The organism is Nocardiopsis sp. N85, assembly GCF_028882275.1.
Classification (GTDB): domain Bacteria; phylum Actinomycetota; class Actinomycetes; order Streptosporangiales; family Streptosporangiaceae; genus Nocardiopsis; species Nocardiopsis lambiniae.
In genome coordinates this window covers 104,611-129,554 of sequence record NZ_JARBUT010000018.1, presented here as the reverse complement: position 1 = coordinate 129,554, position 24,944 = coordinate 104,611, and the positions used below count along the sequence as shown (strand labels likewise).

21 protein-coding genes and 1 tRNA gene are annotated in these 24,944 nt (G+C 70.9%); 12 read left to right on the top strand and 10 right to left on the bottom strand.

Translation table 11 applies throughout. The features are described from left to right. Window positions 1-219: 219 nt before the first annotated feature. A complete protein-coding gene (locus PWG71_RS22315) occupies window positions 220-651 on the bottom strand; it encodes a roadblock/LC7 domain-containing protein (protein ID WP_274811886.1) in 432 nt (143 codons plus the stop codon). A gap of 384 nt (window positions 652-1,035) precedes the next feature. On the opposite strand from PWG71_RS22315, the gene PWG71_RS22310 reads away from it, so the two are divergent. Beyond that, window positions 1,036-1,878 (top strand): aminotransferase class IV, encoded by an 843-nt coding sequence (locus tag PWG71_RS22310; protein WP_274811885.1) that lies wholly within the window; start codon window positions 1,036-1,038, stop codon window positions 1,876-1,878. Between the two features lie 79 nt (window positions 1,879-1,957). Here the strand turns inward: PWG71_RS22310 and PWG71_RS22305 are convergent, their stop codons facing one another. Then, window positions 1,958-2,380, bottom strand: coding sequence for an SsgA family sporulation/cell division regulator (locus tag PWG71_RS22305; RefSeq protein WP_274811884.1), 423 nt, complete (start codon window positions 2,378-2,380; stop codon window positions 1,958-1,960). Window positions 2,381-2,864: 484 nt separating this feature from the next. Here PWG71_RS22305 and PWG71_RS22300 point away from each other — a divergent pair. Beyond that, window positions 2,865-2,938 (top strand) — tRNA-Val (locus PWG71_RS22300). 590 nt (window positions 2,939-3,528) lie between these two features. Here PWG71_RS22300 and PWG71_RS22295 read toward each other — a convergent pair. Beyond that, window positions 3,529-3,822 carry a PGPGW domain-containing protein gene (locus PWG71_RS22295; protein ID WP_274811892.1) on the bottom strand — a complete coding sequence of 98 codons (294 nt, stop codon included), beginning with the start codon at window positions 3,820-3,822 and terminating at the stop codon, window positions 3,529-3,531. Window positions 3,823-4,436: 614 nt separating this feature from the next. On the opposite strand from PWG71_RS22295, the gene thrS reads away from it, so the two are divergent. Beyond that, the gene (gene thrS, locus PWG71_RS22290; RefSeq protein ID WP_274811883.1) at window positions 4,437-6,410 is read left to right on the top strand and encodes a threonine--tRNA ligase; all 1,974 of its coding nucleotides are present in this window, start codon (window positions 4,437-4,439) and stop codon (window positions 6,408-6,410) included. 64 nt (window positions 6,411-6,474) lie between these two features. Here thrS and PWG71_RS22285 read toward each other — a convergent pair whose 3' ends face one another. The 5 genes from PWG71_RS22285 to PWG71_RS22265 all read right to left on the bottom strand — a co-directional run bounded on the left by PWG71_RS22285 (window position 6,475) and on the right by PWG71_RS22265 (window position 12,887). Beyond that, window positions 6,475-6,765, bottom strand: a complete 291-nt coding sequence (locus PWG71_RS22285) for a hypothetical protein (protein WP_274811893.1) — start codon at window positions 6,763-6,765, stop codon at window positions 6,475-6,477. A gap of 8 nt (window positions 6,766-6,773) precedes the next feature. After that, window positions 6,774-7,499, bottom strand: coding sequence for a hypothetical protein (locus PWG71_RS22280; protein WP_274811882.1), 726 nt, complete (start codon window positions 7,497-7,499; stop codon window positions 6,774-6,776). A 543-nt stretch (window positions 7,500-8,042) separates the two neighbouring features. Continuing rightward, the gene (locus tag PWG71_RS22275; protein WP_274811881.1) at window positions 8,043-9,200 is read right to left on the bottom strand and encodes an acyl-CoA dehydrogenase family protein; all 1,158 of its coding nucleotides are present in this window, start codon (window positions 9,198-9,200) and stop codon (window positions 8,043-8,045) included. After that, window positions 9,197-11,254 (bottom strand): acetyl/propionyl/methylcrotonyl-CoA carboxylase subunit alpha, encoded by a 2,058-nt coding sequence (locus PWG71_RS22270; protein WP_446725078.1) that lies wholly within the window; start codon window positions 11,252-11,254, stop codon window positions 9,197-9,199. The genes PWG71_RS22275 and PWG71_RS22270 overlap by 4 nt, the downstream gene beginning before the upstream one ends. Window positions 11,255-11,261: 7 nt before the next feature. Further along, window positions 11,262-12,887, bottom strand: coding sequence for a carboxyl transferase domain-containing protein (locus PWG71_RS22265; protein WP_274811880.1), 1,626 nt, complete (start codon window positions 12,885-12,887; stop codon window positions 11,262-11,264). Window positions 12,888-13,008: 121 nt separating this feature from the next. On the opposite strand from PWG71_RS22265, the gene PWG71_RS22260 reads away from it, so the two are divergent. After that, on the top strand, window positions 13,009-13,653 hold the full coding sequence (locus tag PWG71_RS22260) for a TetR/AcrR family transcriptional regulator (RefSeq protein ID WP_274811879.1): 645 nt from the start codon (window positions 13,009-13,011) through the stop codon (window positions 13,651-13,653). Between the two features lie 428 nt (window positions 13,654-14,081). After that, window positions 14,082-15,455, top strand: a complete 1,374-nt coding sequence (locus PWG71_RS22255) for an NAD(P)/FAD-dependent oxidoreductase (RefSeq protein ID WP_274811878.1) — start codon at window positions 14,082-14,084, stop codon at window positions 15,453-15,455. A 71-nt stretch (window positions 15,456-15,526) separates the two neighbouring features. On the opposite strand, the gene PWG71_RS22250 is transcribed toward PWG71_RS22255, so the two are convergent. Next, on the bottom strand, window positions 15,527-15,817 hold the full coding sequence (locus tag PWG71_RS22250) for a metal-sensitive transcriptional regulator (protein WP_274811877.1): 291 nt from the start codon (window positions 15,815-15,817) through the stop codon (window positions 15,527-15,529). Between the two features lie 253 nt (window positions 15,818-16,070). Between PWG71_RS22250 and PWG71_RS22245 the strand changes: the two genes are divergently transcribed. The 6 genes from PWG71_RS22245 (at window position 16,071) to PWG71_RS22220 (ending at window position 22,687) form a co-directional block, all read left to right on the top strand. Further along, window positions 16,071-17,219 (top strand): hypothetical protein, encoded by a 1,149-nt coding sequence (locus PWG71_RS22245; RefSeq protein WP_274811876.1) that lies wholly within the window; start codon window positions 16,071-16,073, stop codon window positions 17,217-17,219. Window positions 17,220-17,279: 60 nt separating this feature from the next. Beyond that, complete coding sequence (locus PWG71_RS22240) at window positions 17,280-17,525, top strand: DUF2630 family protein (RefSeq protein WP_274811875.1); 246 nt, start codon at window positions 17,280-17,282, stop codon at window positions 17,523-17,525. 122 nt (window positions 17,526-17,647) lie between these two features. Further along, the gene (locus tag PWG71_RS22235; protein ID WP_274811874.1) at window positions 17,648-18,277 is read left to right on the top strand and encodes a DUF4126 domain-containing protein; all 630 of its coding nucleotides are present in this window, start codon (window positions 17,648-17,650) and stop codon (window positions 18,275-18,277) included. A gap of 53 nt (window positions 18,278-18,330) precedes the next feature. Then, window positions 18,331-19,005 carry an HAD family hydrolase gene (locus PWG71_RS22230; protein ID WP_274811873.1) on the top strand — a complete coding sequence of 225 codons (675 nt, stop codon included), beginning with the start codon at window positions 18,331-18,333 and terminating at the stop codon, window positions 19,003-19,005. Window positions 19,006-19,275: 270 nt separating this feature from the next. Next, window positions 19,276-21,258, top strand: coding sequence for an acetoacetate--CoA ligase (locus tag PWG71_RS22225; protein ID WP_274811872.1), 1,983 nt, complete (start codon window positions 19,276-19,278; stop codon window positions 21,256-21,258). Window positions 21,259-21,430: 172 nt separating this feature from the next. Beyond that, a complete protein-coding gene (locus PWG71_RS22220) occupies window positions 21,431-22,687 on the top strand; it encodes a heparan-alpha-glucosaminide N-acetyltransferase domain-containing protein (RefSeq protein ID WP_274811871.1) in 1,257 nt (418 codons plus the stop codon). A gap of 273 nt (window positions 22,688-22,960) precedes the next feature. On the opposite strand, the gene PWG71_RS22215 is transcribed toward PWG71_RS22220, so the two are convergent. Next, complete coding sequence (locus PWG71_RS22215; RefSeq protein ID WP_274811870.1) at window positions 22,961-23,641, bottom strand: hypothetical protein; 681 nt, start codon at window positions 23,639-23,641, stop codon at window positions 22,961-22,963. Between the two features lie 355 nt (window positions 23,642-23,996). Between PWG71_RS22215 and deoC the strand changes: the two genes are divergently transcribed. After that, complete coding sequence (gene deoC / locus PWG71_RS22210) at window positions 23,997-24,944, top strand: deoxyribose-phosphate aldolase (RefSeq protein ID WP_274811869.1); 948 nt, start codon at window positions 23,997-23,999, stop codon at window positions 24,942-24,944.

Below are 24,944 nucleotides of genomic sequence, written 5' to 3'. Positions count from 1 at the left end.
GGGATTCGAACCCGCGACCCTCACCTTGGCAAGGTGATGCTCTACCAGCTGAGCCACGTCCGCGCGGCGAGTTCCGCGGGCTTCCCGGTCTCCCGGTCCGCCCCGTTCGCTGCGTTAAGAACTCTAGCGGATTCCCGGCCGAGCGCGAAATCGGCGGTCCGGGCGGGCCCGACCCCTGCCGTGGCAGAGCCGGTGGGCGGCCCGCCGCGGCGGCGGGGATCACGTCTCCACGTGCGCCGGTGTGGAGGGCATGTCGGGGCGCGGAGGCGCCGAGAGGTACTGGCCGACCCTCTCGATCACCTTGTTCATCTCGTAGGCGATCAGGCCCACGTCGCTGTCGGAGTCGGACATCAGGGCCATGCAGGCCCCTTCGCCGGCGGCGGCGACGAAGAGGAAGGCGCGGTCCATCTCGATGATGCTCTGCCGGATGGTCCCGGCGGAGAACTGCTTGCTGGCGCCCCCGGCGAGACTGTGCAGCCCCGAGGCGATCGCCGAGAGGTGTTCGGCCGCCGGTCGGTCCAGTCCGCTGGAGGTGGCCATGAGGAGACCGTCGGTGGACAGAACGATGGCGTGTTGTGTTCCGGAGGCCCGGGTGAGGAGGTCGTCCAACAACCAGCTGAGTTCTCCGCGGGCGGTACTCGGTGGAGTCATGTCTCTCTTTGCTCTGTCGATCGGGCGGTCGTGGACCTGGGGACCCGTGCGCCTTCGGGGCGGCCGTCATGAGGGGGAGAGCGCGGCCGACCACCGCCGGGTCCCGCATAAGCGTTGCCCAGATGATAGTCATTCGTAACTTATCTTTGCGGCCGCCCCACGGGCCCCCGGGTGGGCCGCCCGTGAGTGGAGCGCGTCTGACCAGTCACGATGCGATGATGAACGGACCTGAAGAACCGGACCACGGCCGGTGCCGGTCACGACCCTTGCCAGTCCGACGGGCTGCCGGTAGGCGCCCGGAGGGCGAGGTCGCCCCTGAGGTGGGAGGATCGTGTCATCGCCCGGCCCGATCCGGGCGCCCGAGATTCGTGGGGGGTTGGAACAATGAGGGTGTGGATCTCCGGGGCCGGTTACGGCCGCGGCGCCGTCGTCGACGAGGCCGAGGCGAGGATCCCGGTGGTCGACCACGGCATCACCGTCGGCGACGGCGTCTTCGAGACGGTGCGGGCACGGAACGGTCGCCCGTTCGCGCTCACCCGTCACCTGCGCAGGCTGGTCCGCTCGGCGGAGGGGCTGGGCATGGAGGCGCCCGACCTGGAGCTGATCGCCGAGGGCGTGGAACTGGCGATGGCCGCCAACCCCGACTTGACCGACGCCCGGGTGCGCATCACCGTGACCGACGGGGCGGGCCCGCTCGGCTCGGACCGCGCCGTCGGCGAACAGACCGCGATCGTGGCGCTGGGCCCCTTCCCCGGCATTCCCCCGCACACCGACGTCGCCCTCGCCCCGTGGCCGCGCAACGAGTTCGGCGCACTGGCGGGCCTGAAGACCACCTCCTACGCCGACAACGTGCGCGCCCTGGCCTTCGCGAAGAAGAAGGGCGCGAGCGAGGCGATCTTCCGCAACATCTCCGGGAACCTGTGCGAGGGCACCGGCAGCAACGTCTTCGTGGTGCTGGACGGCCGCCTGGTCACCCCTCCGCTGTCGGCGGGTCCACTGGCGGGCATCACCCGCGAACTCGTCCTGGAGTGGTACGGGGGCGAGGAGGAGGACGTGCCGATGGGGCGCCTGCCGGAGATCACCGAGGCGTTCCTGACCTCCACCGGCCGCGACGTGCAGCCGATCCTCGACATCGACGACCTGAGGGTGTCGGCCGAGCCCGGCCCGATCACCCTGGAGGCGATGAAGGTGTTCGCCGAGCGCTCCGCGTCCGACCTGGACCCGTGACGGGTCTCCGACACGCGAGAAGGGGACGGCGCGATCGCGCCGTCCCCTTCGTCGTGGTCCGTGTGCGGGCCTCGCGGCCTCAGGAGGCCAGGTGCTGCTGGATCTCGTTGTCGAGATCGACGAACTGGGCCTCCTGGCCGGCAGGGACGATCTCGTAGGTCCGGTGGAGGAATTCGGCCAACGGCGACACCTGGGTGTCGAACTCGGCCTGGCCGAAGGGGGAGGAGAGCGCGATGCAGACGTTGCGGTCGCCGTTCTCGTCCTTGGAGGGCCACACCCGCACGTCGCCCTCGCCGACGGGTCGCACGATGCCGACGGTCAGGAGTTCACGGGCGAAGATCCATTCGACAGGGTCCTCCTCGCCGGTGTGGAACGCCACGCGTATCGCGTACGGGTCGTCCGCGCTGTAGTCGAGCCGAGCGACCAAGGGAACCGCGGTGCGCTCGGGAACCACGAGCCGAAGGCCCAGCTCGGCGGTGGCAGTGGTGTCGCTACTGTTCATGTTCGCCAAACCTTTTCTCGTCCGGCCCTCGCCTGTGGCGGTGCGGGTCGGTTGCCGTCTCACTCGCTCCAACGCGGTCGCTCGCGGACTATGACGTGAGTACGGAGACTTTCCTTGATGGGACCGGAGGTCTCGCCGCCCGCCCAGCGGGGTCGGCTCGCCGCAGGGCGGCTTCACGATCCTTCGTCACTGTAATGACCAGGAGAAACCAAAGATTTCCCAATGTCGGGTGGCCCGCGTCACGAGATGGTCATATCGCGGTGCCGCTTCGAGGGGCGGGAAGAGCCGGAACTCCTTCCAACTGGGGGAATACACGCCCGTCGGGTGACTCTGCCATGAACTCGACGGTAGCGTAATGTGACCTCAGTCACATACGGATCCGGGGCCGGGTGCCGCGTGGAGCGAACACCCTCGGACATGCGCTAGAGTTTTCCTTGTCCGAACGACAGGACGGACACGGAAACGGCGGTCAGACGCGGTTCCCGGGCGATTAGCTCAGTTGGTTAGAGCGCATCGTTCACACCGATGAGGTCACAGGTTCGAGTCCTGTATCGCCCACCTCACTCCGGAGCGACCCTGCTCGCAAGCTTCGCTTGCTCGCGGGGTCGTTTCGTCGTTTCCACCGGGGGGAGACCCCCCGACCCCCCGAGGTGACCCCCTCTGGCCCGGGTCGCGCTGACCGGTGGGGTGGCCGGGGCACTTCCCTGTAACGCGAGGTTGTGCCTCGCGGGTGGTCGTCGGTCCGCCCGGGGTCCGTCTCGTTCCGGAGCGACCCTGCTCGCAAGCTTCGCTTGCTCGCGGGGTCGTTTCGTCGTTTCGACCAGGGGGAGACCCCCCGAGGTGACCCCTGTGATCGGGGTCGTGTCCATCGCTGATGTGGATCGGGTGTGCTGTCGTGGCGGATGCCCCGGTCGCCGGAGGTCTGTTCCTGGAGCGGCCGGGATCGGCCCGGGTCTCGCGAGTGCGGATCGGCTCGGTGCGTCGGCCCTGTCCGACGGGGCGGAGCGTCCGTGGAGGCCGTGCACGGCCATCCCGTGAAGACGCGACCGCGGTGAGTCGCACCGTTCCAGGGGCGGCTGCTCACGTGCCCCACGGCCGGGAGCGAGGACCGCAGGACATGACGAAGGGCCCGTGCGGGGCCCTTCGGGTCACTCGGAGGTCAGGCGTTCGCGTCGCAGTGCCCGTCGGGCGCGGTAGCGCTCCAACGCCCGGGCGCGCAGGCGCATGCCGTACCTCTCCGCGCGTCGGAACCAGACGCGGGCCGGCCGCACCAGCCGCTGGGCCCACCTGAACTCGGTGCTGAGGACCACCAGTCCGAGGATGATCGCGGCGACCCCCGGCCCAGGGGCCACCAGCATCACCACCCCGGCGAGGATGATCAGGGTGCCCACCGTGCCGACGAGGATGAGCCAGGGCAGGTGCAGTACCGGGTGAGCGTGCATGCGCCTGCGGAAGAGGCGCAGGCGCGCCCGGGCGCGACGCCACAGGCGGGTGCTGCCACCACGGGCGGTTCGGGGGGATGTCTCCGGGGTCGAGGGGCCGTTCGGTGGTCTCGGTGACATGCGCTCACAGTATTCGGTCGAAGCGATTCGGTGCATTCGGGTCGACTGGGGACGGTGATCGGACGTCTGCTGATTGTCACCGATCCCGGGTTCCGGATCAATGGCCCCCGCCGAAGCTGTGGACGACTCGCTGAAAACGCGACAATTCATGACAGATTCGTCTTGATTCATGGGACCTCCGGCCGTTGGCCTGCACGGTCGACCCCGGGCGCGGTGTCCGTTACGGAACCCCCGTGCGCGATGACGGTCGAGTCCGAATCATGGGATCTGAGAGAGAACGATCCTGTTCCCCGACCGGTTCCCGACACTTCTCATTCACCCCTCGCTCTTCTCGGAAAGCCGCGTCGGGCTCGACGGAACCGCGTTCCCCGCGCCTGTGGACGACGGGGCGGTCGCGGCCCGGAGCCGATAGCATCGGTCCAGACGTGGCGCCGCCCACCTCGGGTGTGCCGCCGGACGTCCCACGATCTGTTCGCGTCTTACGAGGAGTCACCGTGTCCGCCGCGCCCGAGCTGCACATCACCATCGCCGGATCACCGCGTGTGGTGGCGGCCACCACCACGGCGGGGCAGGCGCTGGAGGCCGACGGTAGGACCGTCATCGCCGCCTTGGTCAACGGAGAGCCGCGGGACCTCTTCCGCGAGTTGCGCGACGGCGACACCGTCGAGCCCATCGCCATCGACTCCGAGGACGGGCGGGCGATCCTGCGCCATTCCACCGCGCACGTCCTCGCGCAGGCCGTCCAGGAGCTGTTCCCCGAGGCCAAGCTGGGCATCGGACCGCCCGTCGAGAACGGCTTCTACTACGACTTCGACGTCGCCGAGCCCTTCACCCCCGCCGATCTCAAGAGCATCGAGAAGAAGATGCAGCAGATCATCAAGCAGGGGCAGCGCTTCGACCGCCGGGTCGTCACCGACGAGGAGGCCCGCGCCGAGCTGGCCACCGAGCCCTACAAGCTGGAGCTGATCGGCCTCAAGGGCGGCGCCGCCGAGGCCGCCGAGGGCGCCTCCGCCGAAGTCGGCGCCGGTGAGCTGACCATCTACGACAACATCGACCCGCGCAGCGGCGAGCAGTGCTGGAAGGACCTGTGCCGGGGCCCGCACCTGCCCACCACCAGGGTCGTCCCGGCGTTCAAGCTCATGCGCACCGCCGCCGCCTACTGGCGCGGCAAGGAGACCAACCCGCAGTTGCAGCGCGTCTACGGCACCGCCTGGGAGACCAAGGACGCCCTCAAGGCGTACCTGACCTTCCTGGAGGAGGCCGAGAAGCGCGACCACCGCAAGCTCGGCTCCGAGCTCGACCTGTTCTCGATCCCCGAGGAGATCGGCTCGGGCCTGGCGGTCTTCCACCCCAAGGGCGGCATCGTGCGCCGGGTCATGGAGGACTACTCGCGCAAGCGCCACGAAGAGGGCGGCTACCAGTTCGTCTACACCCCGCACGCCACCAAGGGCGCCCTGTTCGAGAAGTCGGGGCACCTGGACTGGTACGCGGAGGGCATGTACCCCCCCATGCAGCTCGACGGCGGTCAGGACTACTACCTGAAGCCGATGAACTGCCCGATGCACAACCTGATCTTCGACGCGCGCGGGCGCTCCTACCGTGAGCTGCCGCTGCGCCTGTTCGAGTTCGGCACCGTGTACCGGTACGAGAAGTCCGGTGTGGTCCACGGCCTCACCCGCGCCCGCGGCTTCACCCAGGACGACGCGCACATCTACTGCACCAAGGAGCAGATGGCCGACGAGCTCGACTCGTTGCTCACCTTCGTGCTCGACCTGCTGCGCGACTACGGTCTGGACGACTTCTACCTGGAGCTGTCCACCAAGGACCCGGAGAAGTCCATCGGCTCGGACGAGGTCTGGGAGGAGGCCACCGACACCCTCCGCCAGGCCGCCGAGAAGCAGGGGCTGGAACTGGTCATGGACCCGGGCGGTGCCGCCTTCTACGGACCCAAGATCTCCGTCCAGGCCAAGGACGCCATCGGTCGCACCTGGCAGATGTCCACCATCCAGGTGGACTTCAACCTGCCCGAGCGCTTCGACCTGGAGTACACCGCCGCCGACGGTTCCCGCCAACGGCCGGTGATGATCCACCGTGCCCTGTTCGGCTCCATCGAGCGGTTCTTCGCGGTGCTGCTGGAGCACTACGCGGGCGCCTTCCCGGCCTGGCTCGCCCCGGTGCAGGCGGTGGGCATCCCGATCGCCGACGAGCACGTGCCCTACCTCCAGGAGGTGGCGGCGAAGCTGCGCGCCGAGGGCATCCGGGTCGAGGTCGACGCCGGCGACGACCGCATGCAGAAGAAGATCCGCAACGCCCAGAAGCAGAAGGTGCCCTTCATGCTGCTGGCCGGTGACGAGGACATCAGCAAGGGCGCGGTCTCCTTCCGCTACCGCGACGGCTCCCAGAACAACGGTGTGCCGGTCGACGACGCGGTCGCCGAGATCATCGCGACCGTCCGCGAGCGTCGCTGACACCTGAGAAAGCGCAGCGCCCGTCCGGCATCGCCGGGCGGGCGCTCGTTCGTGGGGCGGAGGGTCAGTCCCCGTCGCGGAAGAGGTCCGCGCGGGAGATGCGGGCCGTCGAGTCGGGGTCGGGTGTCTCGTCGCGGAAGAGGTCCGCGCGCGTGATGCGGGCCGTCGAGTCGGGGTCGGGTGTCTCGTCGCGGAAGAGGTCCGCGCGCGTGATGCGGGCCGTCGAGTCGGGGTCGGGTGTCTCGTCGCGGAAGAGGTCCGCGCGCGTGATGCGGGCCGTCGAGTCGGGGTCGGGTGTCTCGTCGCGGAAGAGGTCCGCGCGGGAGATGCGCGCCGTGGTGTTGGGGTCGCTCAAGACGGATGTCACTCCTTGCTGCGTTGGGGCAAGCCGGATTGTAGCGTTCTCACCGGTGAGCGGGGTGACGTTCCACCGGCGCGGAGCGCGTCGTCGTGCCGCCAGGCCTGTGCGGGGATACGGGCGATCAGGTCGATGAGGTAGTCCGCCGCGGTGAGGGCCCGATCCGGGTCCAGTCGCATGACGGCCCAGGTGAGCACGTGATCCCCGCTGAAACGGACGGGGAAGGAACGTGAGCGGGGGTCCGACAGCAGCCACGCCACCGTCTCCCGGTCCAGGGCCGCGCGAGCGAATCCGTCGGCCCCCGATACCTGGAAGGCCCGGTCGAAGGCGGTCTCGGTGGGAACGGCGGTCGACGCGTCGTCGCGGCGGCGGATCTCCAGGTCGGATCCGACACCGGGGATGCGCACGGCCACGATCCGGTAGGTGTGCCGGGTCTCGCCCCGCGCCACGGGAGCGGTCGGGCGAGGGGTGTGCTCGAAGAAGACGACCTCGTGGGCGCGGTGCCGTCCGGTCAGCACGTGGTGGAAACGGGGGGACCTGCCTCCCAGAGGACGCGGGAGCGCGGTGTCGCCCAAGGGCGCGGGGTGGTGTTCGTCGTAGGTCCATGCGTGCGCGCGCGCCCAACTTCGGAGCTCGACGACGCGTTCCTTGCGAAAGTGCGCGGAGACCACGACCGCGCCGGCCGTCACCACGACGACGACCACGGCGAGGACGGGAAGGGCGCCTTCCATCCGGTGACTCCTCCGGCCGGGGACAGGGTCGGCAGTGGACCCGAGGCGGGGCCCGCTTCGTGGGCGGACCGGGTCGCCGGGTCCGGAACACAAGGGACCCGCACTGGCCGCGTGGAGTCCATTCTGTGACGATTATGGGGACTTGTCACCCCTTGGAACCGTTGAAGGGCTGTCCGGAAAGGGCCGCGTCCGATCGGACGCGGCCCCGGGGGCGGTGTACCGACCGCTCGGGTCGGCTACATCCGGGGCGCCACCCCGACTCCGCGTACGGGTGCCTATCGGACGGCTCCGAGGGTCGGAGCCGCCCCGCCGACGATCGTTTCCTCTCGCCAGGGCGATCCCACGGGGCGGACCCCCGCACCGCTCCCGGAGGACCACCCCGATCCATCCCCCGGCCGTGTTCTTTCGAACCCGCGCCCCGCTTCGGTCCGTGCTCGGCGCGCCCGGAGAACGGCACCCTCGGCCCCGCGCTCCGGGCCTCCAGAACCCCGTGGGCGCCCTCGGACCCCCCGAGGGCGCGCAAGAGCATGCGAAGAACAGGCCCTAGGCGGGAAGGCCCAGCTCGCGGGCGATGAGCATCTTCTGGACCTCGCTGGTGCCCTCGCCGATCTCCAGGATCTTGGCATCCCGGTAGAAGCGGCCCACCGCGTAGTCGTTCATGAACCCGTACCCGCCGAACACCTGGGTGGCGTCGCGGGCGTTGTCCATCGCGGCGTTGGAGGCGATCAGTTTGGCGATCGCCGCCTCCTTCTTGAACGGCTCGCCGGCGAGCATGCGCGAGGCGGCGTCGTAGTAGGCCAGTCGGGCGGTGTGCGCGCGGGCCTCCATCTCGGCGATCTTGAACTGGATCGCCTGGTAGTGACCGATCGCGTGGCCGAACGCGTGCCGCTCGTGGGCGTAGCGCACGCTCTCGTCCACACAGCCCTGGGCCAGACCCACCGACAGCGCCGCGATGGCGATGCGCCCCTCGTCGAGGATGCGCAGGAACTGGGCGTACCCGCGCCCGCGCTCGCCCACCAGGTTGGCCTCGGGCACACGGCAGTCCTCGAACACCAGCTCGTTGGTGTCGGAGGCGTTCCAGCCGACCTTGGAGTACTTCTGCCCGACCGAGAAGCCCGGTGTCCCCTTGGGCACCAGGATCGAGGAGATCTCCGGCCGGCCGTCCTCCCGACGCCCGGTGACGGCCGTGACGGTGACCAACGCGGTGATGTCGGTCCCGGAGTTGGTGATGAACGACTTGGTCCCGTTGATCACCCACTCCCCGCCCTCCAGCCGGGCGGTGGTGCGGGTGGCCCCCGCGTCGGAGCCCCCGTCGGGCTCGGTCAGCCCGAAGGCGCCGAGCGCCTCACCGGCGGTCAGCCGGGGAAGGTAGGTCTTCTTCTGGTCCTCGGTGCCGAACCGGTACAGCGGCATCGCGCCCAGCGACACCCCCGCCTCCAGGGTGATCGCCACCGACGAGTCGATCCGGGCCAGCTCCTCCAGGGCCAGGCACAGCGCGAAGTAGTCGCCGCCCATGCCCCCGTACTCCTCGGGGAAGGGCAGCCCGAACAGGCCCATCCGCCCCATCTTGGCGATGACCTCGTAGGGGAAGGTCCCGTTCTCGTAGTGCTCGCCGATGACCGGGGCGACCTCGGTCCGGGCGAACTCCTCCACGGCGGCCCGCAGGTCGGCGTGCTCGGTCGACAACCGGTGGCTGTTCATCGCTGGTTCTCCTCGCTGGTGGCGGGGGTGGACGGGACCTCGGCGGTGTCCGGGGCCCCGGAAGGTTCGACGACGACCAGCACGGCGTCCATCGGGACGGACGCGCCGGATCGGACCGCGACGGTGGTCACGGTCCCGTCGATGGGTGAGGTGACGGAGTGCTCCATCTTCATGGCCTCCACGACGGCCAGCGACTGCCCCACGGTGACCGTGTCGCCGACCGCCACGGGCACGGCGAGCACCGTGCCGGGCATGGGGCTGCGCACGGTGCCGTCGGCGGCGGCCTCGTCGCTGCGCAGCGCGGCGTCGACGGGCTCCTCGTGCAACGTCCAGGCGGTGCCGTCGGCGCCCAGCCAGCGGTGCGCCGTGACGGGGTCATCGGCCCGCAGGTAGGTGCGGGTGCGCCCGGCGTAGGTGACGGTGAGCCGACCGCCGTCGCGGTGGGCGCGGGCGGCCACGGGCTCGGCGCCGTCCACGCTCACCGAGAATCCGGTGCCGGAGCGGCGCACCCGCACCACGGCGGAGTCATGGCCGGGGGCGCGCAGCCGCCACGGCGTCCAGGCGGGTCCGCCGATCCGCCACCCGTCCGGGACGGCGAACCGGTCGGCGGTGGGCGCGGGCGGCTCCAGGTCCAGTGTGTGGTCCAGGGCCACCGCCGCGTACACCTCCTCCGGGACGCGTTCGGGGGCGGCCTCGGGCGGTGTCGACTCGATGAGGTCGGTGCTCAGGTCCCCCGAGGCGACCCGGGGGTGGCGCAGCAACCTGCGCAGGAACGCGGTGTTGGTGACGCATCCCAGGAGCAGGTACCCGGCCAGGGCGGCGTCGGCGCGGCGCAGCGCCTCGGCCCGGTCCGGGCCCCACGCGATGACCTTGGCGAGCATCGGGTCGAACGACGAGGTCACCTCGCCTCCGGCGGCGACACCGGAGTCGACCCGCACCCCCTCGCCGGAGGGCTCCGCCAGGGCCAGGATCGGTCCGCCGCTGGGCAGGAACCCGCGGTCGGCGTCCTCGGCGTAGATCCGGGCCTCCACGGAGTGCCCGACCCAGGACACGTCCTCCTGGCCGAACGGCAACGGGGCGCCCGACGCCACCCGGACCTGGAGTTCCACCAGGTCCAGGCCGCGTTCGCCGCGGATCGCGACGACCTCCTCGGTGACCGGGTGCTCCACCTGGAGACGGGTGTTCATCTCCAGGAACGAGAACACCAGGTCGCCGTCCGCGCCCGCCTCGGCGATGAACTCGACGGTGCCGGCACCCACGTATCCGCAGGAGCGGGCGGCGGCCACGGCGGCCTCGCCCATGGCGGCGCGCTGCTCGTCGGTGAGCAGGGGGGAGGGCGCCTCCTCCACCACCTTCTGGTGTCGGCGTTGCAGGCTGCACTCGCGTTCGCCCAGGTGAACGACGTTCCCGTGGGCGTCGGCGAGGACCTGCACCTCGATGTGCCGGGGCCGTCGCACCAGCCGTTCCACCAGCAGGGTGGAGTCGCCGAAAGCGGCCAGCGCCTCGCGTCGGGCGGCCGCGGCCGCCGCGGCCAGGTCGTCGGGGGAGTGCACGGCGCGCATGCCCTTGCCGCCTCCCCCGGCGGAGGGCTTGATGAGCAGCGGATAACCGGTGGCGGCGGCCCGCTTCAGCAGGACGTCGTCGGGCAGCGGCGCCCCGGGTTCCTCGGTGAACCCGCCCAGCACGGGCACACCGGCGGCGGCCACGGTCTCCTTGGCCCGGATCTTGTCGCCCATCGCGTCGATGGCGGCGGGCGGCGGTCCGATGAACGTCAGCCCCGCCTCGGCGCAGGCGCGGGCGAACGCGGCGTTCTCCGACAGGAAGCCGTAGCCGGGGTGGACCAGGGTCGCCCCCGTCTCCACGGCGGCCGCGACGATGGCGTCGGCGTCCAGGTAGGCGGGTACGCGCACCGCCCGGTCGGCGGCCGACACGTGCGGGGCGTCGGCGTCGGCGTCCGTGTGCACGGCCACCGACCCCAGGCCCATCCGGCGCAGGGTGCGCATCACCCGAAGGGCGATCTCGCCCCGGTTGGCGATGAGTACGGTCGTGGTCAAGGGTTCCTCACATCCGGAAGACGCCGTAGCCCACGGGCTCCAGCGGGGCGTGGCGGGCGGCGGACAGGGCCATGGCGAGCACGTCGCGGGTGTCGACGGGATCGATGACGCCGTCGTCCCACAGTCGGGCGGTGGAGTGGTACGGGCTGCCCTGCGCCTCGTAGGTGTCCCGGATGGGGGCCTTGAACTCCTCCTCCGCCTCGGCCGACCACTCCTCGCCGCGCGCGTTCATCTGGTCGCGGCGGACCGTGGACAGCACCGACGCGGCCTGTTCTCCGCCCATCACCGAGATGCGGGCGTTGGGCCACATCCACAGGAAGCGGGGCGAGTAGGCCCGGCCGCACATGGAGTAGTTGCCGGCGCCGAACGAACCGCCGATGACCACGGTGAACTTGGGGACCCGGGCGCAGGCCACGGCGGTGACCATCTTCGCGCCGTGTTTGGCGATGCCCCCGGCCTCGTAGTCGCGGCCCACCATGAACCCGGAGATGTTCTGGAGGAAGACCAGCGGGATGCTCCGCCGGTCGCACAGCTCGATGAAGTGGGCCCCCTTGAGCGCCGACTCGGCGAACAGGATGCCGTTGTTGGCGATGATCCCCACCGGGTGCCCGTGGATGTGCGCGAACCCGGTGACCAGGGTGGTCCCGTACTCGGCCTTGAACTCGGTGAACTCGCTGCCGTCCACGACCCGGCCGATGACCTCGCGCACGTCGTAGGGGGTGCGCGTGTCGGCGGGCACCACGCCGTACAGCTCGTGCGGGTCCAGCGCGGGCGGGCGCGGGTCGCGGGTCTCCCAGGCGGGCGGATCGAGCGGCCCGAAGGTGTCGGCGATGCGCCGCACGATGGCGAGCGCGTGGGCGTCGTCGTCGGCCAGGTGGTCGGTCACCCCCGACACCCGGGAGTGCAGGTCGCCCCCGCCCAGTTCCTCGGCGGTGACCACCTCGCCGGTGGCGGCCTTCACCAGCGGCGGACCGCCCAGGAAGATCGTGCCCTGCTCGCGGACGATGACGGCCTCGTCGCTCATCGCCGGGACGTAGGCGCCGCCGGCGGTGCACGAACCGAGCACCGCCGCGATCTGCGGGACGCCCAGCCGCGACATGGTCGCCTGGTTGTAGAAGATCCGTCCGAAGTGCTCGCGGTCGGGGAACACCTCGTCCTGGAGGGGCAGGAAGGCACCGCCGGAGTCGGCCAGGTACACGCACGGCAGGCGGTTCTGGAGGGCGATCTCCTGGGCGCGCAGGTGCTTCTTGACGGTCATCGGGTAGTAGCTGCCGCCCTTGACCGTGGCGTCGTTGGCGATCACCACCGTGGGGCGGCCGGCCACCCGACCCACACCGGCGATCATCCCGGCCCCGGGCGCGTCCCGCCCGTCGGTCCCGTAGAGACCGTGGGCGGCCAGGGGGGCGATCTCCAGGAAGGGTGAACCGGGGTCGAGGAGGTGGTCGACACGGTCGCGCGGCAGGAGTTTGCCGCGTTCCATGTGGCGCGCGCGGGCCTTCTCGGGTCCGCCGAGGGCCGCGGTGGCGATCCGCTCGCGCAGCTCCGAGGCGAGGGCGCGGTTCGCCGCGTCGTTGGCGGCGAACGCGGGCCCGGCGGTGTCCACCGCCGAGCCGAGTACGGATGCCCTGCTCATGCTGTCCTCTCGTGGAGGGGTGTTAATGGTCACTAACATTCGTGATGTTAGTGACCATTAACATGGGTGTCCACAGCCGGGCCGGGAAGGACCCGTCCGGAGGACGGCGAGCGGAGGCCGGATGCGCCCCAGACCGGTGGAACAGAGACCGATCGGCGAGCGCCGTCGGGAGATCCTCGCCGCCGCGGCGGGCCTGTTCGCCGAGCGCGGTTATCGCGGCGTGTCGATCGACGACATCGGCCGGGCGATCGGCACCACCGGTCCCGCTCTGTACCGGCATTTCCCCGGTAAGCGGGCGCTGCTCGGCGAAGTGCTCCTGGACATCAGCCGACGCCTGTCCCGCCGCGGCTCGGTGCTGCTGGCCCGCTCCACCGAGCCCCGTGACGCCTTGGACCTGCTGCTGCGCGGTCACATCTCCTTCGCCCTGGACGAGCCGTCGCTCATCGTCGTCCACGACCGGGAACTGCACCACCTCACCGACGAGGACAACCGCCGGGTCCGTCGGATCCAGCGCCGTTACGTGGAGGAATGGGTGACCGTCCTGGCCGAACTCCGCCCCGACGAACCCCACGAGGTCCTGCTCGCCTCGACGCAGGCCGCGTTCGGTCTGCTCAACTCCACTCCCCACAGCCACGTGCTGCCCCGGGGGGAGATGGCGGCCCTGTTGCTGCGGATGGGCACGGCCGCCCTCCTCCCGGACCGGCCTGTGGAGGTCTCCGCGCACAACGAGGCCCACCCCGAGCGGGCCGTGGTGCCCTCGGAGTAGGGGGACCGGCCGCGGGTGCCGCGGGCGGACCCGCCGTTCGCCGTCGGTGGTGCCGGACCGTTCCGTGGGTAGGGGCCCGTTCGAGGGGACGGCGCGTGTCGATCGGCGGTGACTCCGGGCGCACACCGATGCCACCGACGACGTGGTACCCGGGCGCGCCGTGGGGTGCCGGCGGGGCCGTGCTTCCGGGACGGGCGAGCGCATCGCCGCGAAGCCCGACGACGGCCGATCCGTCGCACCCGTAAGGGATGGACCGCCTTCCGGTCCGTTCCCTTCCCCGACCGCAGAGGCGAAAGCCGACAAAGAGGTCGCCAAGAGGTGGGAACGGTGCGGCCCGGCGGGCGTGTGTCCCGTCCGGTCCGGGCTTAGGTTCGGCTCATCGGGTACGCCCGCTTCCGACGGCGACCGACACGGAGAAGGAGCAATACATGGCTCGGCCTCGAATCGTGGTGGTCGGCGCGGGGTTCGGCGGCATCCACACCCTGCGTCACCTCGAACGCCGCATTCCGACGGGGGCGGCGGACCTCGCCCTGATCGCCCCCCACGACTACATGCTCTACAGCCCGCTGCTGCCACAGGTGGCCTCCGGGATGCTCACCCCGCAGTCGGTGGCGATGTCCGTGCACCGGCTGACCCGCGAGACCCGGCTCGTCCCCGGCCACGCCGTCGGCGTCGACACCGACGACCGCGTCGTGGTGGTGCGCCGGCCCACCGGTGAGTTCACCCCGGTGCGCTACGACCGACTGGTGCTGGCGCCCGGCGCCCACACCCGGGCCTTCGACATCCCCGGCCTCACCGAGCACGCCTACGGGGCCAAGACCCTGGCCGAGGCCGTCCTCTTGCGGGACCACGTGCTCGCCCAGCTGGAGATGGCCAACGACAGCGTCGACCCGATCGAACGCGAGGAGCGCTGCCGGTTCATCGTGGTCGGCGGCGGCTACACGGGAGTGGAGACCGCGGCGTCGCTGATGCGCCTGTGCGAGGAGGCCGCCAAACGCTACCCCGAGCTGCGCTCGGTGATCCGCTGGCACCTGGTCGACATCGCGCCCAAGGTGTTGCCCGAACTGGGGGACCGGCTCGGCCGCAAGGCCCTGGACCTGCTGCGCCATCTGGGTATCGAGGTCAAGCTCAAGGTGTCGGTGCGCGAGGTCACCGCCGACAAGGTGGTGCTCACCGACGGACGGGCCCTGCCCTGTCGCACCCTCATCTGGACGGCCGGGGTCTCCCCGAGCCCGCTCATGGAGACCCTGGGCGTACCCACAACGAGGGGCCGTCTGGAGGTGGGAGCCGACCTGCGGGTGCCGGGAGAGCCCGAGGTGTTCGCCCTCGGCGACGCGGTGGCGGTGCCCGACCTGGCGGGGGAGTCGCCCTACTGCCCGCCGACGGCCCAGTACGCGACCCGGCAGGCGACGACGGTGGCGCACAACGTGGTGGCCTCCATCCTGGGGCGCCCGCTGCGGGAGTTCCGCCATCGGGACCTGGGTCTGGTCGTGGACCTGAGCGGCAGGGACGCGCTGGCCCGGGTGATGGACCTGGAGCTGAGCGGCCTGCCCGCGCTGGGCGCGACCCGCGGCTACCACCTGATGGCGGTGCCCTCGCCCAACGCGCGGGCGCGCATCCTGGCCAACTGGGGCATCCGGGCGTTCATCGGAGGGGACGTGTCCCGGATGGGCTTCGCGGACCACGGGCGCCCGTCCTCGTTCGTGGCCAACGACAACGTCGACTACCTCGACTCGGAGGCGGCGGGACGCGAGGGCGCCCGGCTGCTGGAGAACCTCAGGGCCCGGTACGGGGACAGCTGACCCGGACACGACGGGGGCGGCGGACCACGGCGGTCCGCCGCCCCCGGAACGGTGCGGGACGGGGGAGGGGATCAGGAACGGACGAGCCGGGCGATGGCCTCGGAGGCCTCCTTGACCTTGGCGTCGGCCTCCTCGCCGCCGTTGGCGACGGCGTGGGCCACACAGTGCTTGAGGTGCTCGTCGAGCATGGCCAGGGCGAAGGAGCGCAGGGCGCTGTTCACGGCCGAGGTCTGGGTGAGGACGTCGATGCAGTACTGGTCGTCCTCGACCATGCGCTGTAGACCGCGGATCTGTCCCTCGATGCGGCGCAACCGGTTGATGTGGCTCTGCTTGTCATTGCTGTAACCGTGGGTCGCAGCCATGGTCCCGCTTCCGTGTCGTTCCTGCTCAGATGCCATGAACAATACCCCCTTGAGGTATTGAACGGTCCCGTTCGGCAAGGCATTCCGCCGTTGGGTCCTCAGGTAGGAGTTTCCCAGACGAACAGGGGCGTAAGACGTCGCGGGTGAATCGTCGAGTCCTCCGGGCATCGCGTCCGGTCGTTACCTAGAGTGTTGTCCACGGTGAAAATTGACTACTGGGAGTGCTGAATTGATCGCGGTGCGAGTTCGCTCGGTGGGACGACGGCAGGTCGGCGTCGCCGTCGTCACCTCGGTCCTCGTGGCATCCGGCGCTGTGGTGGCGGGCGCGACCTTCGGCGCCCGTGACGTGGTGGCCGCGCCGGCCACCCCTTACGCGTCGAGCACCTGGGGTCGGCTGACGCTCGACGGGTCCGTGTACGGGACGCCGGTGGAGGAGACCCTCCAGGTCATCGAGGTCTCCGGGGACGACGCCGACTCCTGGAGCGGGCTCCCCTCCTCCCCTCATCTGACGTCCGCGACGGCGACCGGCGCGGTGAGCGCCGTGACCGCGCCCGAGAGCGCGATGACCAACGCCGACGGCGCCTTCACCGGACTGGCGGTACCGACGCCCTCGGTGCCCTGGGTCGCGCGGCTGGTGGAAGGGTCGGCCCCCGACGGCAACGTGGTCCTCCGGGTCGCCACCTGGAGCAACCGGGTGCAGTGCAACCCCCCGAACGGTGTCATCGCCCAGACCTCGACCACGGCGCCCACCCTGTTCGGGCGGCTTCTCGACGCCCCGCCTCCCAACCAGGCCGGTACCGCCTCCACCCTGACGACCTTCCCGGGGGATTTCGGGGACGGTGCCACCCTGGTCCGGGTGGAGACGGTCATCGGTCATGTCGTGGAGGAGGATCACCCGTACCACGGCCATGTGGAGACCGACTACACGGCGACGGCCCAGCGCTACGACGGGAACGGGAACCCGGTGGGGGACCCGGTGACGCTGTTCGATCTGGTCCTGGGCGACGTGACGGCCGATTGCCGCCCTCCGGAACCTTCCCCGAGCCCGTCGCCGTCTCCGAGTCCGTCACCTTCTCCGGATCCGTCTCCTTCGCCCAGCCCGAGTCCGTCGCCCGACCCGTCTCCGAGTCCGTCCCCCTCTCCGGACCCGTCCCCCTCTCCGGACCCGTCCCCCTCTCCGAGCCCGGACCCGTCGCCGAGTCCGTCCCCCTCTCCGAGCCCGAGTCCGTCGCCCGATCCGTCGCCGAAGCCCACCCCGGGCCCGTATCCCGAGCCCACTCCGCCCGGCAAGCCGAAGCTGCCCGTCACCGGCCCCGGCCTGGCCGCCCTGCTCTCCGGCGGTCTCATCACCGTCGGCGCCGCGATCGCGCTGCTGGCCGCCGTCCGTAAACGTCGGGCCTGATCTGGGTAAGCCCGGGGCAAGGCTCTTGCCCGTGTCCCGTGCCGAACCCACCATGTCCCTATGGACCGAAGCGGCGACAAGGACATCCTGACCACCATCAAGGGTTTGATGAAGGAGGAGCACGCCCTGCGCGACACCCCCGGGGCCCTGTCCTCCGTGGAGCGTGGGCGGATGAAGGAGGTCGAGGAGGCCCTCGACCAGTGCTGGGACCTGCTCCGCCAGCGACGGGCCCGCGAAGAGTTCGGACGGGACCCCGACGAGGCCGAGGCCCGCTCGGTGGCCGAGGTCGAGAACTACCGCCAGTGAAGCCGGACCGACCGCAACCGCGGGCCGTCGGCGGGCATCAACCAGGGTGAACCGGCGGGGGCGGGCCCGGCGTGTGAGCGCGCGGGCCCGCCCCGCGCGTTCGCACCATGGAAAGGGCCCCCTTGCTCACTGCACTCACCGGTATCGGTCTCTCCTCCGCGGCGGGGCTGAACGCCTACATCCCCCTGCTGCTGGTGGGTCTGATCGCCCGCTTCACCGACCTGCTCCCCCTGGGCGACTCCTGGACGTGGCTGGAGCACCCGATCACCCTGATCGTGCTGACGGTGCTCCTGGCCGTGGAGTTCCTGGCCGACAAGTTCCCGGCCGTCGACAGTGTCAACGACATCATCCAGACCGTCGTGCGTCCGAGTTCCGGCGGCATCGTCTTCGGCGCGGGCGCCTCCAGCGTCGAACTCTCCGAGATCACCGGCGCCGCCTCCGGCGCGGAGACCGGGGACGGGTTCTCCTGGGGTCCGGTGATCGCGGGCGTGGTCATCGCCCTGGGCTTCCACCTCGTCAAGTCCCTGGGCCGACTGGCCGCGAACTCGATGAGCGCCGGCTGCGCGGCCCCGTTCGTCTCCTTCTTCGAGGACGTCGTCAGCTTCCTCACCTCGATCGTCGCGATCCTGCTGCCGGTGCTCATCCTGGTGGTGTTCCCGGCATTGGTCGTCGCGGGGGTGTGGCTGGTGCGGCGCAGCCGCCGATCGCGGACCGAACGCCGAGAGGCCGTGGACCCCGGGGCGCCCGCCTGATGTGACCGGAACCGCACGGCCACGACCGGTCCGGGACACGTAAAATGCACGTAATGACAGAGATGACTTTCGACCCGAACGACATCGCGCACATCGTCTGGGACTGGAACGGCACCCTCCTCGACGACAACCACGCCAACCTCGCGGCGGTCAACGCCGTCTGCGCGTCCTTCGGCCGTGAACCGGTCGAACTGGACCATTGGCGCACCGTCTTCCGACGGCCCCTCATCCCCTGCTACGAGGAACTGCTCGGTCGGACCTTCGCCGAGGGCGAGTGGGCGCGCGCCGAGAAGCTCTACGACGAGGGCTACCTGCGTCACCTGCCCACGTGCGAGTTGACCGACGGCGTCCCGGACGTGCTGCACGACTGGAGCGCCGACGGCCGCACCCAATCGCTGCTGTCCATGGCCTCGCACGACCACCTGGTCCCGCTCATCGCGGAACGCGGGCTGACCCCGCACTTCACCAGGATCGACGGCCGCAGGTACGACACCGAGCACGACTCCAAGGCCGAGCACCTGGTACACCACCTCCGGGGCCTGGACATCGACCCGGCCAAGGTCGTGCTCATCGGCGACATCGACGACGACGCCCGCGCCGCCCGAGAGGCCGGCGCGCACTCGATCCTGGTCGCCACCGGGCTGATGGCCCCCGAACGGCTCGTCGCCACCGGTTCGCCGGTGGTCGAGTCCCCGGTGGCCGCGGTCCGCGCCCTGCGGGGGCTGTGAACCTCCTTCCGCGATCGACCGAAAGAACCCATGACCGGCCCTCTCGGTCGATCGCGGAGATCCGCAGGGGCCTGTCAATGGGGGGTTCCCACTGTTGGGTCGCGCCCGGCAGTGGACCTTCCACAGGCCCCGTGAACACGGTGTGACCTGCGTACTTCCCAGAGTCCTCCGGCCTTCGCGAAGGGATGCCCGGGGCATGACCCCGGTCATGGTGTGTTGTTAGATGGACCTCACCGCAACACACAGCCACGCGAATGGGAAGGCGGGCCAATGACGGAGAGCAGCGTGCCCCGTGTGCTCTGGGAACCCGACGAGACGACGGTGGCGGCCTCCAACATCGTCGCCTTCGCCCGATGGGCCGCCGAGCACGAGGGCGTCGAGGCCTTCGGTGACGACGGCGACTTCGACTACGACGCCCTGTGGCGCTGGTCGGTCACCGACGTCGACGGTTTCTGGGACGCGATCCGCGCGTACTACGGCGTCCGCTTCGACACCCCCCACGACGGGGTCCTGGCCGAGGACGTCATGCCCGGCGCGCGCTGGTTCCCCGGTGCCACCCTCAACTACGCCCGGCACCTCTTCGAGGGCCGCGACCCCGACCGGGTCGCCATCCGCCACGCCACCGAACTGCGCCCCCTGGCCGAGTGGACCTGGGGCGAGCTGCGCCGACGCACCGCCGCGATCGCCGCAGGTCTGCGCGAACTCGGCGTCGGCCCCGGCGACCGGGTCGTCGCCTACCTGCCCAACCTGCCCGAGACCGTCGCCGCGTTCTACGCCGTGGCCTCTCTGGGCGCGATCTGGTCCTCCTGTTCCCCCGACTTCGGCGTGCGCAGCGTCATCGACCGCTTCGCCCAGATCGAACCCAAGGTCCTGCTCGCCGTCGACGGCTACCGCTACGGTGGCAAGGACTTCGACCGCCGTCCCGTCGTCGAGGAACTGCGCGCCGCCCTGCCCACCGTCGAGCACACCGTCCTCCTCGACCACCTGGAGCCCGGCGCCGACCCCGTCGAGGGCACCCTGGCCTGGTCGGCCCTGGAGGCATCCGGGGCCGGAGCGGACCTGGAGTTCACCCCCGTCGCCTTCGATCACCCCCTGTGGGTGCTCTACTCCTCGGGCACCACCGGACTGCCCAAGGCCATCGTCCAAGGGCACGGCGGCATCCTCCTCGAACAGCTCAAGAACCTGCACCTGCACCTGGACGCGCAGGAGGACGACCGGGTCTTCTGGTTCACCACCACCGGCTGGATGATGTGGAACTTCCTGGTCAGCGTGCTGCTGACCCCGGCGTCCATCGTCCTGTACGACGGCAGTCCGGCCGCCCCCGAGCTGGACACGCTGTGGGACCTGGCCGCCGAGGCCGGCATCACCGTGTTCGGCACCAGCGCCGGGTTCCTGTCCTCCTGCATGAAGGAGGGCGTCCACCCGCGCCGGGGCCGCGACCTGTCCCGCCTCAAGGCCATCGGCTCCACCGGTTCCCCGCTCAGCCCCGAGGCGTTCGCGTGGGCCTACGAGGAGTTCGGCGACGACCTGTGGCTGTTCTCCACCAGCGGCGGCACCGACGTGTGCAGCTGCCTGGTGGGCGGTACCCCCACCCTCCCGGTGTACGAGGGCGAGATCCAGTCCCGCGCCCTGGGCATGGCCGTCGCCTCCTGGGACCCCGACGGCAAGGAGCTCATCGGCGAGGTCGGCGAACTGGTCGTCACCCGCCCGGCCCCGTCCATGCCGGTCTTCTTCTGGGGGGACGAGGGCGGCGAGCGCCTCCGCGACAGCTACTTCTCCATGTACCCGGGCGTCTGGCGGCACGGCGACTGGATCGAGATCACCGACCGGGGCACCGCGATCATCTACGGCCGCTCGGACTCCACCATCAACCGCGGCGGCGTCCGCATGGGCACCAGCGAGATCTACCGCGCGGTCCTGGCCGTGGACGACATCACCGACGCCCTGGTCGTCGACGTGCCCCAGGGCGAGGGTTCCTCGCGCATCGAACTGTTCGTCGTCCTGCGCGAGAGCGCCGAACTCGACGACGCCCTCGTCAAGGAGATCGCCCGGCGCGTGCGCACCGACTGCTCCCCCCGGCACGTGCCCGACCGGGTGCGGGTCGTCCCGGCGGTGCCGCGCACCCTCTCCGGCAAGATCCTGGAGGTGCCGGTCAAGCGCATTCTCATGGGTGAGGCCCCGGGGAAGGTCGCCAGCCGCGACTCCCTCGCCGACCCGGAGGCGCTGGACCACTTCAGCACCCTCGTGGGCTGACCGCGACCGGTTCCCGGGGCCGCCCGGCCCCGGGAACCGGACCCACCGGACCCTGTCGGACGGCACCACGCCCATCGACCGGTCGCCTACCGGGCACGTTGGCCGGAGCCGGCCACACCGGGGCGAAGTGTCTTGATTGTGGCCCTACCCCAGGGGGCATAACCTGGCCCGCGTGGCACAGAAGCGACCTGACGACCTCGCCGAACCGGCTTCCGGTCCGGCCCCCGCCAAGACCCGTATCGACGGCATCGACGCGGCCCGGGCCCTCGCCGTCTTCGGTATGTTCATCGTCCACCTCGGGGTGGACTCCATGGGTCTCCTGTCCCCGGAGAACTACGCCTGGGACCTGCACGGGGTGGTGCGGGGGAACTCGTCGGCGCTCTTCGCCTTCCTGGCCGGGGTCTCCCTGGCCATGATGACCGGCCGCACCCGGCCGATCTCCGGCGAACCGCTCTTCCGGTCCGTGGTGCGCATCGTCACCCGCGCCGTGCTCATCGCGCTGCTCGGTCTGATCCTGGACATGATGGCCGTTCCCGTCGCCGTCATCCTCACCTACTACGGCGGGTTCTTCCTGCTCGCCCTGCCCCTGGTCAAGCTGCGCTCGGGGGCGCTGTGGACCGTCGCCGGCGTCCTGGCCGTCGTCGGCCCGCCACTGTCGTTCCTGCTGCGCGACGCCTTCTTCCCGGCCGTACCCCGGACCGGGGCGCTCACCTCGTTCACCGAGTTCTTCCTCACCGGCTACTACCCGGCGGTGACCTTCATGGTCTTCGTGATCGCCGGAATGGCGGTGGGCCGACTGGACCTCACCGCCACGGGGACGCGGTCGCGGCTGCTCGTCGGTGGCGCCGTGGCCGCCGTCTGCGGCCACCTGGGCTCGTGGCTGGCCCTGGGCCCGCTGGGCGGGATGGACCGGTTGATGGAGGCGCGCGCCCCCGAGCTGCTCGGCGCCCCGCTGTCGACGATCACCGATCCGACGCTGGTCGAGGAACTGCGCTACCTGGTCCGGGACGAGGCAGAGTCCATCTCGGGCCAGGTGCCCACCGACTCGTGGTGGTGGCTGGCGGTCAACACCCCGCACACCGGGACCACCTTCGAGATACTGGAGGCGATCGGCCAGGGGCTGGTGGTGATGGTCCTGTGCATGTGGCTGTGCGACCGGGCGCGGATCGTCATGTACCCGCTGACCTCGGTGGGCCGCATGCCGCTGACCGTCTACACCGGGCACCTGGTGGCGCTCGCGCTGATCATCTCCGCGGTCGGGTACGAGTTCCACACCCCGTGGCTGCTGGAGCAGTTCGTCCTGTGGTCGCTGGTCCTCGCCACTCTGTGGCGGCTCGTCGTGGGGCGGGGCCCGGCGGAGATCGTCCTGGGCGAGGCCGCCGACGGCGCCGTCCGCCTGGTCGACTCCCTGCGCGAGGACCGGAGGTAGGACCGCCCCTGCGGCGTCCCGGGCATCGGCCGGGCGGACCGGTCCGTGTTCCTTCGAACCCGCGCTTCGGTTCGTGCCCGGCGCGCCCGGAGAACGGGGACCTTCGGCCCCGCGCTCGTGTCCCCGTTCCTCGGGCGTTCGCTCCAGGGCTCCAGAACCCCGTGGGCGCCCTCGGCCGCGCTTCCCCCCGGACGTCTCCTCCGCCGACCTCCAGAGCCCCCGTGGAAGTCCTCACGACCCCCGAGGGCGCGAAGGGCGTGCGAAGAACAGGCCTTAGTCCGGTCGGCGGATCGTCGCCGAGGTCCGGTCCCGGTGGGCCAGGGTGTCGGAGGTGGTGCGCGCGTTCTGCCGGATGAGCCTGCGGGCGTCGTCGGCCGCCGACCGCGCCACCGCCGGGCTGGCCACCGGTCCCTGGGTCGACTCGGCGTCCTCGGGCAGGCCGATGTCCATCGGCAGCCCGGCCTTGCCGATGACCCGCAACTGGGCGCCCTCCTGCGAACGGGAGGGACGGATGTCCCCGTCGGGGGTGCGCCAGGCGCGCAACCGGTGCAGCATCCACTCGGTGCCCCGCCGTTCGGGCCCCCGTGGCCACGCCTCGCCGTCGGGCCGGTGACCCAGCGCGTGGAGCACGTCCTCGGTGGTCCACCCGGCGGAGAACAGCCGGGCCGCCTCGTCGCGCAGGGAGGCGAAGTCCACGCCCCGCAGGGAGGCGTCCTCGGTGTGGATCGCCTCGCACGCCCTGTGCACGTCGCGCGGCGTGTGCAGGGGCCGGGTGCGCGGGTCCGGAGCGGATCGGCGCAGCAGGGAGTCGTCGATGGTGACGATGACCTCGCCGCGCCGGTTGTCCCAGACGCCCACGTCCTCGCGCGCCCACCCCTGGGACTCGGCCAGGGCCGTCGCCATCCTGCGCAGGTCGACCTGCTCGTCATCGCTGCTGATCCGGAACTCCGCCATGGGGACAGGGTACGCATCCGCGCCGTCCGCGCGAGCCCGGACGGAGGTGGCGGGAGGGGCCCGGAGGACGAGTCCGGTCTAGACCGCGCAGGTCCGGGCGCGGGGATCCCGAATGTCGGGAAACGCTGTTCTCGGGGGTTCTCGCCCTCTTGTTGGAGGAAAAGACCATTCCTTGGTCAAGCTTCGGTTGGACTCTTCTCCAACCTTCGGCGATGCGCTCCCGAGGGGTACCGGTGGCCCGGCCCTCCGGGGTTATGGTGACCACCTGACGGCCCGGAGGGGATCACCGATCCCGTGCCGGGCCACCCCCGCCGACCCCGGCGGGGGGCAGTCACATCGTTCGACCGAGCTGTAGGTGCCCGTGCCCCACACCGCATCCGCTCCCGAGGCGACGACCGACCGCGCGCTCCGGACGTTCCTGCACGGACTCCCGGGCGTCGACGAGGTCGGTGCCCGCGCCCGGGCCCAGGATCTGTCCACCCGGTCCATCAAGACCACCGCCAAGGCCCAGGCCATCGATCTGGCCATCTCCATGATCGACCTGACCACCCTGGAGGGGGCCGACACGCCCGGCAAGGTGCGCTCCCTGTGCACCAAGGCCGCGCTGCCCGACCCCTCCGACCGCACCGTGCCCGGTGTGGGCGCCGTCTGCGTCTACCCCGACATGGTCCCCACCGCCGTCGAGGCGCTGCGCGGCACCGGTATCGGGGTCGCCTCCGTCGCCACCGCCTTCCCGGCCGGTCGCGCCCCCCTGTCCGTCAAGATCGCCGACACCGCCGCCGCCGTCGCCGACGGCGCGAGCGAGATCGACATGGTCATCGACCGCGGCGCGTTCCTCGCCGGCGACTACCTGAAGGTGCACGAGGAGATCGTCGCCGTGAAGGAGGCCTGCGGTGACGCCCACCTCAAGGTCATCCTGGAGACCGGCGAGCTGGTCACCTACGACAACGTGCGCCGCGCCTCCCACCTGGCGATGCGCGCCGGCGCCGACTTCATCAAGACGTCCACCGGCAAGATCTCGCCGGCGGCGACCCCGCCCGTCGTCCTCGTGATGCTGGAGGCCGTGCGCGACCACTTCGCCGAGACCGGCCGCCGCGTGGGCGTCAAACCGGCCGGCGGCATCCGCACCACCAAGGACGCCATCCGCAACCTGGTCCTGGTCAACGAGACCGCCGGACCCGCATGGCTCACCCCGGACCTGTTCCGGATCGGCGCCTCCAGCCTGCTCAACGACCTGCTCATGCAGCGCACCAGGCTGACCACCGGCACCTACCCGGGCCCCGACTACTACACGCTGGACTGA

Bases quoted from the DNA above. Each gene is read 5' to 3' on its own strand.
- PWG71_RS22315 (WP_274811886.1), bottom strand. From the start codon at position 651: ATGACTCCACCGAGTACCGCCCGCGGAGAACTCAGCTGGTTGTTGGAC.
- PWG71_RS22310 (WP_274811885.1), top strand. From the start codon at position 1,036: ATGAGGGTGTGGATCTCCGGGGCCGGTTACGGCCGCGGCGCCGTCGTC.
- PWG71_RS22305 (WP_274811884.1), bottom strand. From the start codon at position 2,380: ATGAACAGTAGCGACACCACTGCCACCGCCGAGCTGGGCCTTCGGCTC.
- PWG71_RS22295 (WP_274811892.1), bottom strand. From the start codon at position 3,822: ATGCACGCTCACCCGGTACTGCACCTGCCCTGGCTCATCCTCGTCGGC.
- PWG71_RS22280 (WP_274811882.1), bottom strand. From the start codon at position 7,499: ATGGAAGGCGCCCTTCCCGTCCTCGCCGTGGTCGTCGTCGTGGTGACG.
- PWG71_RS22275 (WP_274811881.1), bottom strand. From the start codon at position 9,200: ATGAACAGCCACCGGTTGTCGACCGAGCACGCCGACCTGCGGGCCGCC.
- PWG71_RS22265 (WP_274811880.1), bottom strand. From the start codon at position 12,887: ATGAGCAGGGCATCCGTACTCGGCTCGGCGGTGGACACCGCCGGGCCC.
- PWG71_RS22260 (WP_274811879.1), top strand. From the start codon at position 13,009: ATGCGCCCCAGACCGGTGGAACAGAGACCGATCGGCGAGCGCCGTCGG.
- PWG71_RS22255 (WP_274811878.1), top strand. From the start codon at position 14,082: ATGGCTCGGCCTCGAATCGTGGTGGTCGGCGCGGGGTTCGGCGGCATC.
- PWG71_RS22250 (WP_274811877.1), bottom strand. From the start codon at position 15,817: ATGGCTGCGACCCACGGTTACAGCAATGACAAGCAGAGCCACATCAAC.
- PWG71_RS22240 (WP_274811875.1), top strand. From the start codon at position 17,280: ATGGACCGAAGCGGCGACAAGGACATCCTGACCACCATCAAGGGTTTG.
- PWG71_RS22230 (WP_274811873.1), top strand. From the start codon at position 18,331: ATGACAGAGATGACTTTCGACCCGAACGACATCGCGCACATCGTCTGG.
- PWG71_RS22225 (WP_274811872.1), top strand. From the start codon at position 19,276: ATGACGGAGAGCAGCGTGCCCCGTGTGCTCTGGGAACCCGACGAGACG.
- PWG71_RS22215 (WP_274811870.1), bottom strand. From the start codon at position 23,641: ATGGCGGAGTTCCGGATCAGCAGCGATGACGAGCAGGTCGACCTGCGC.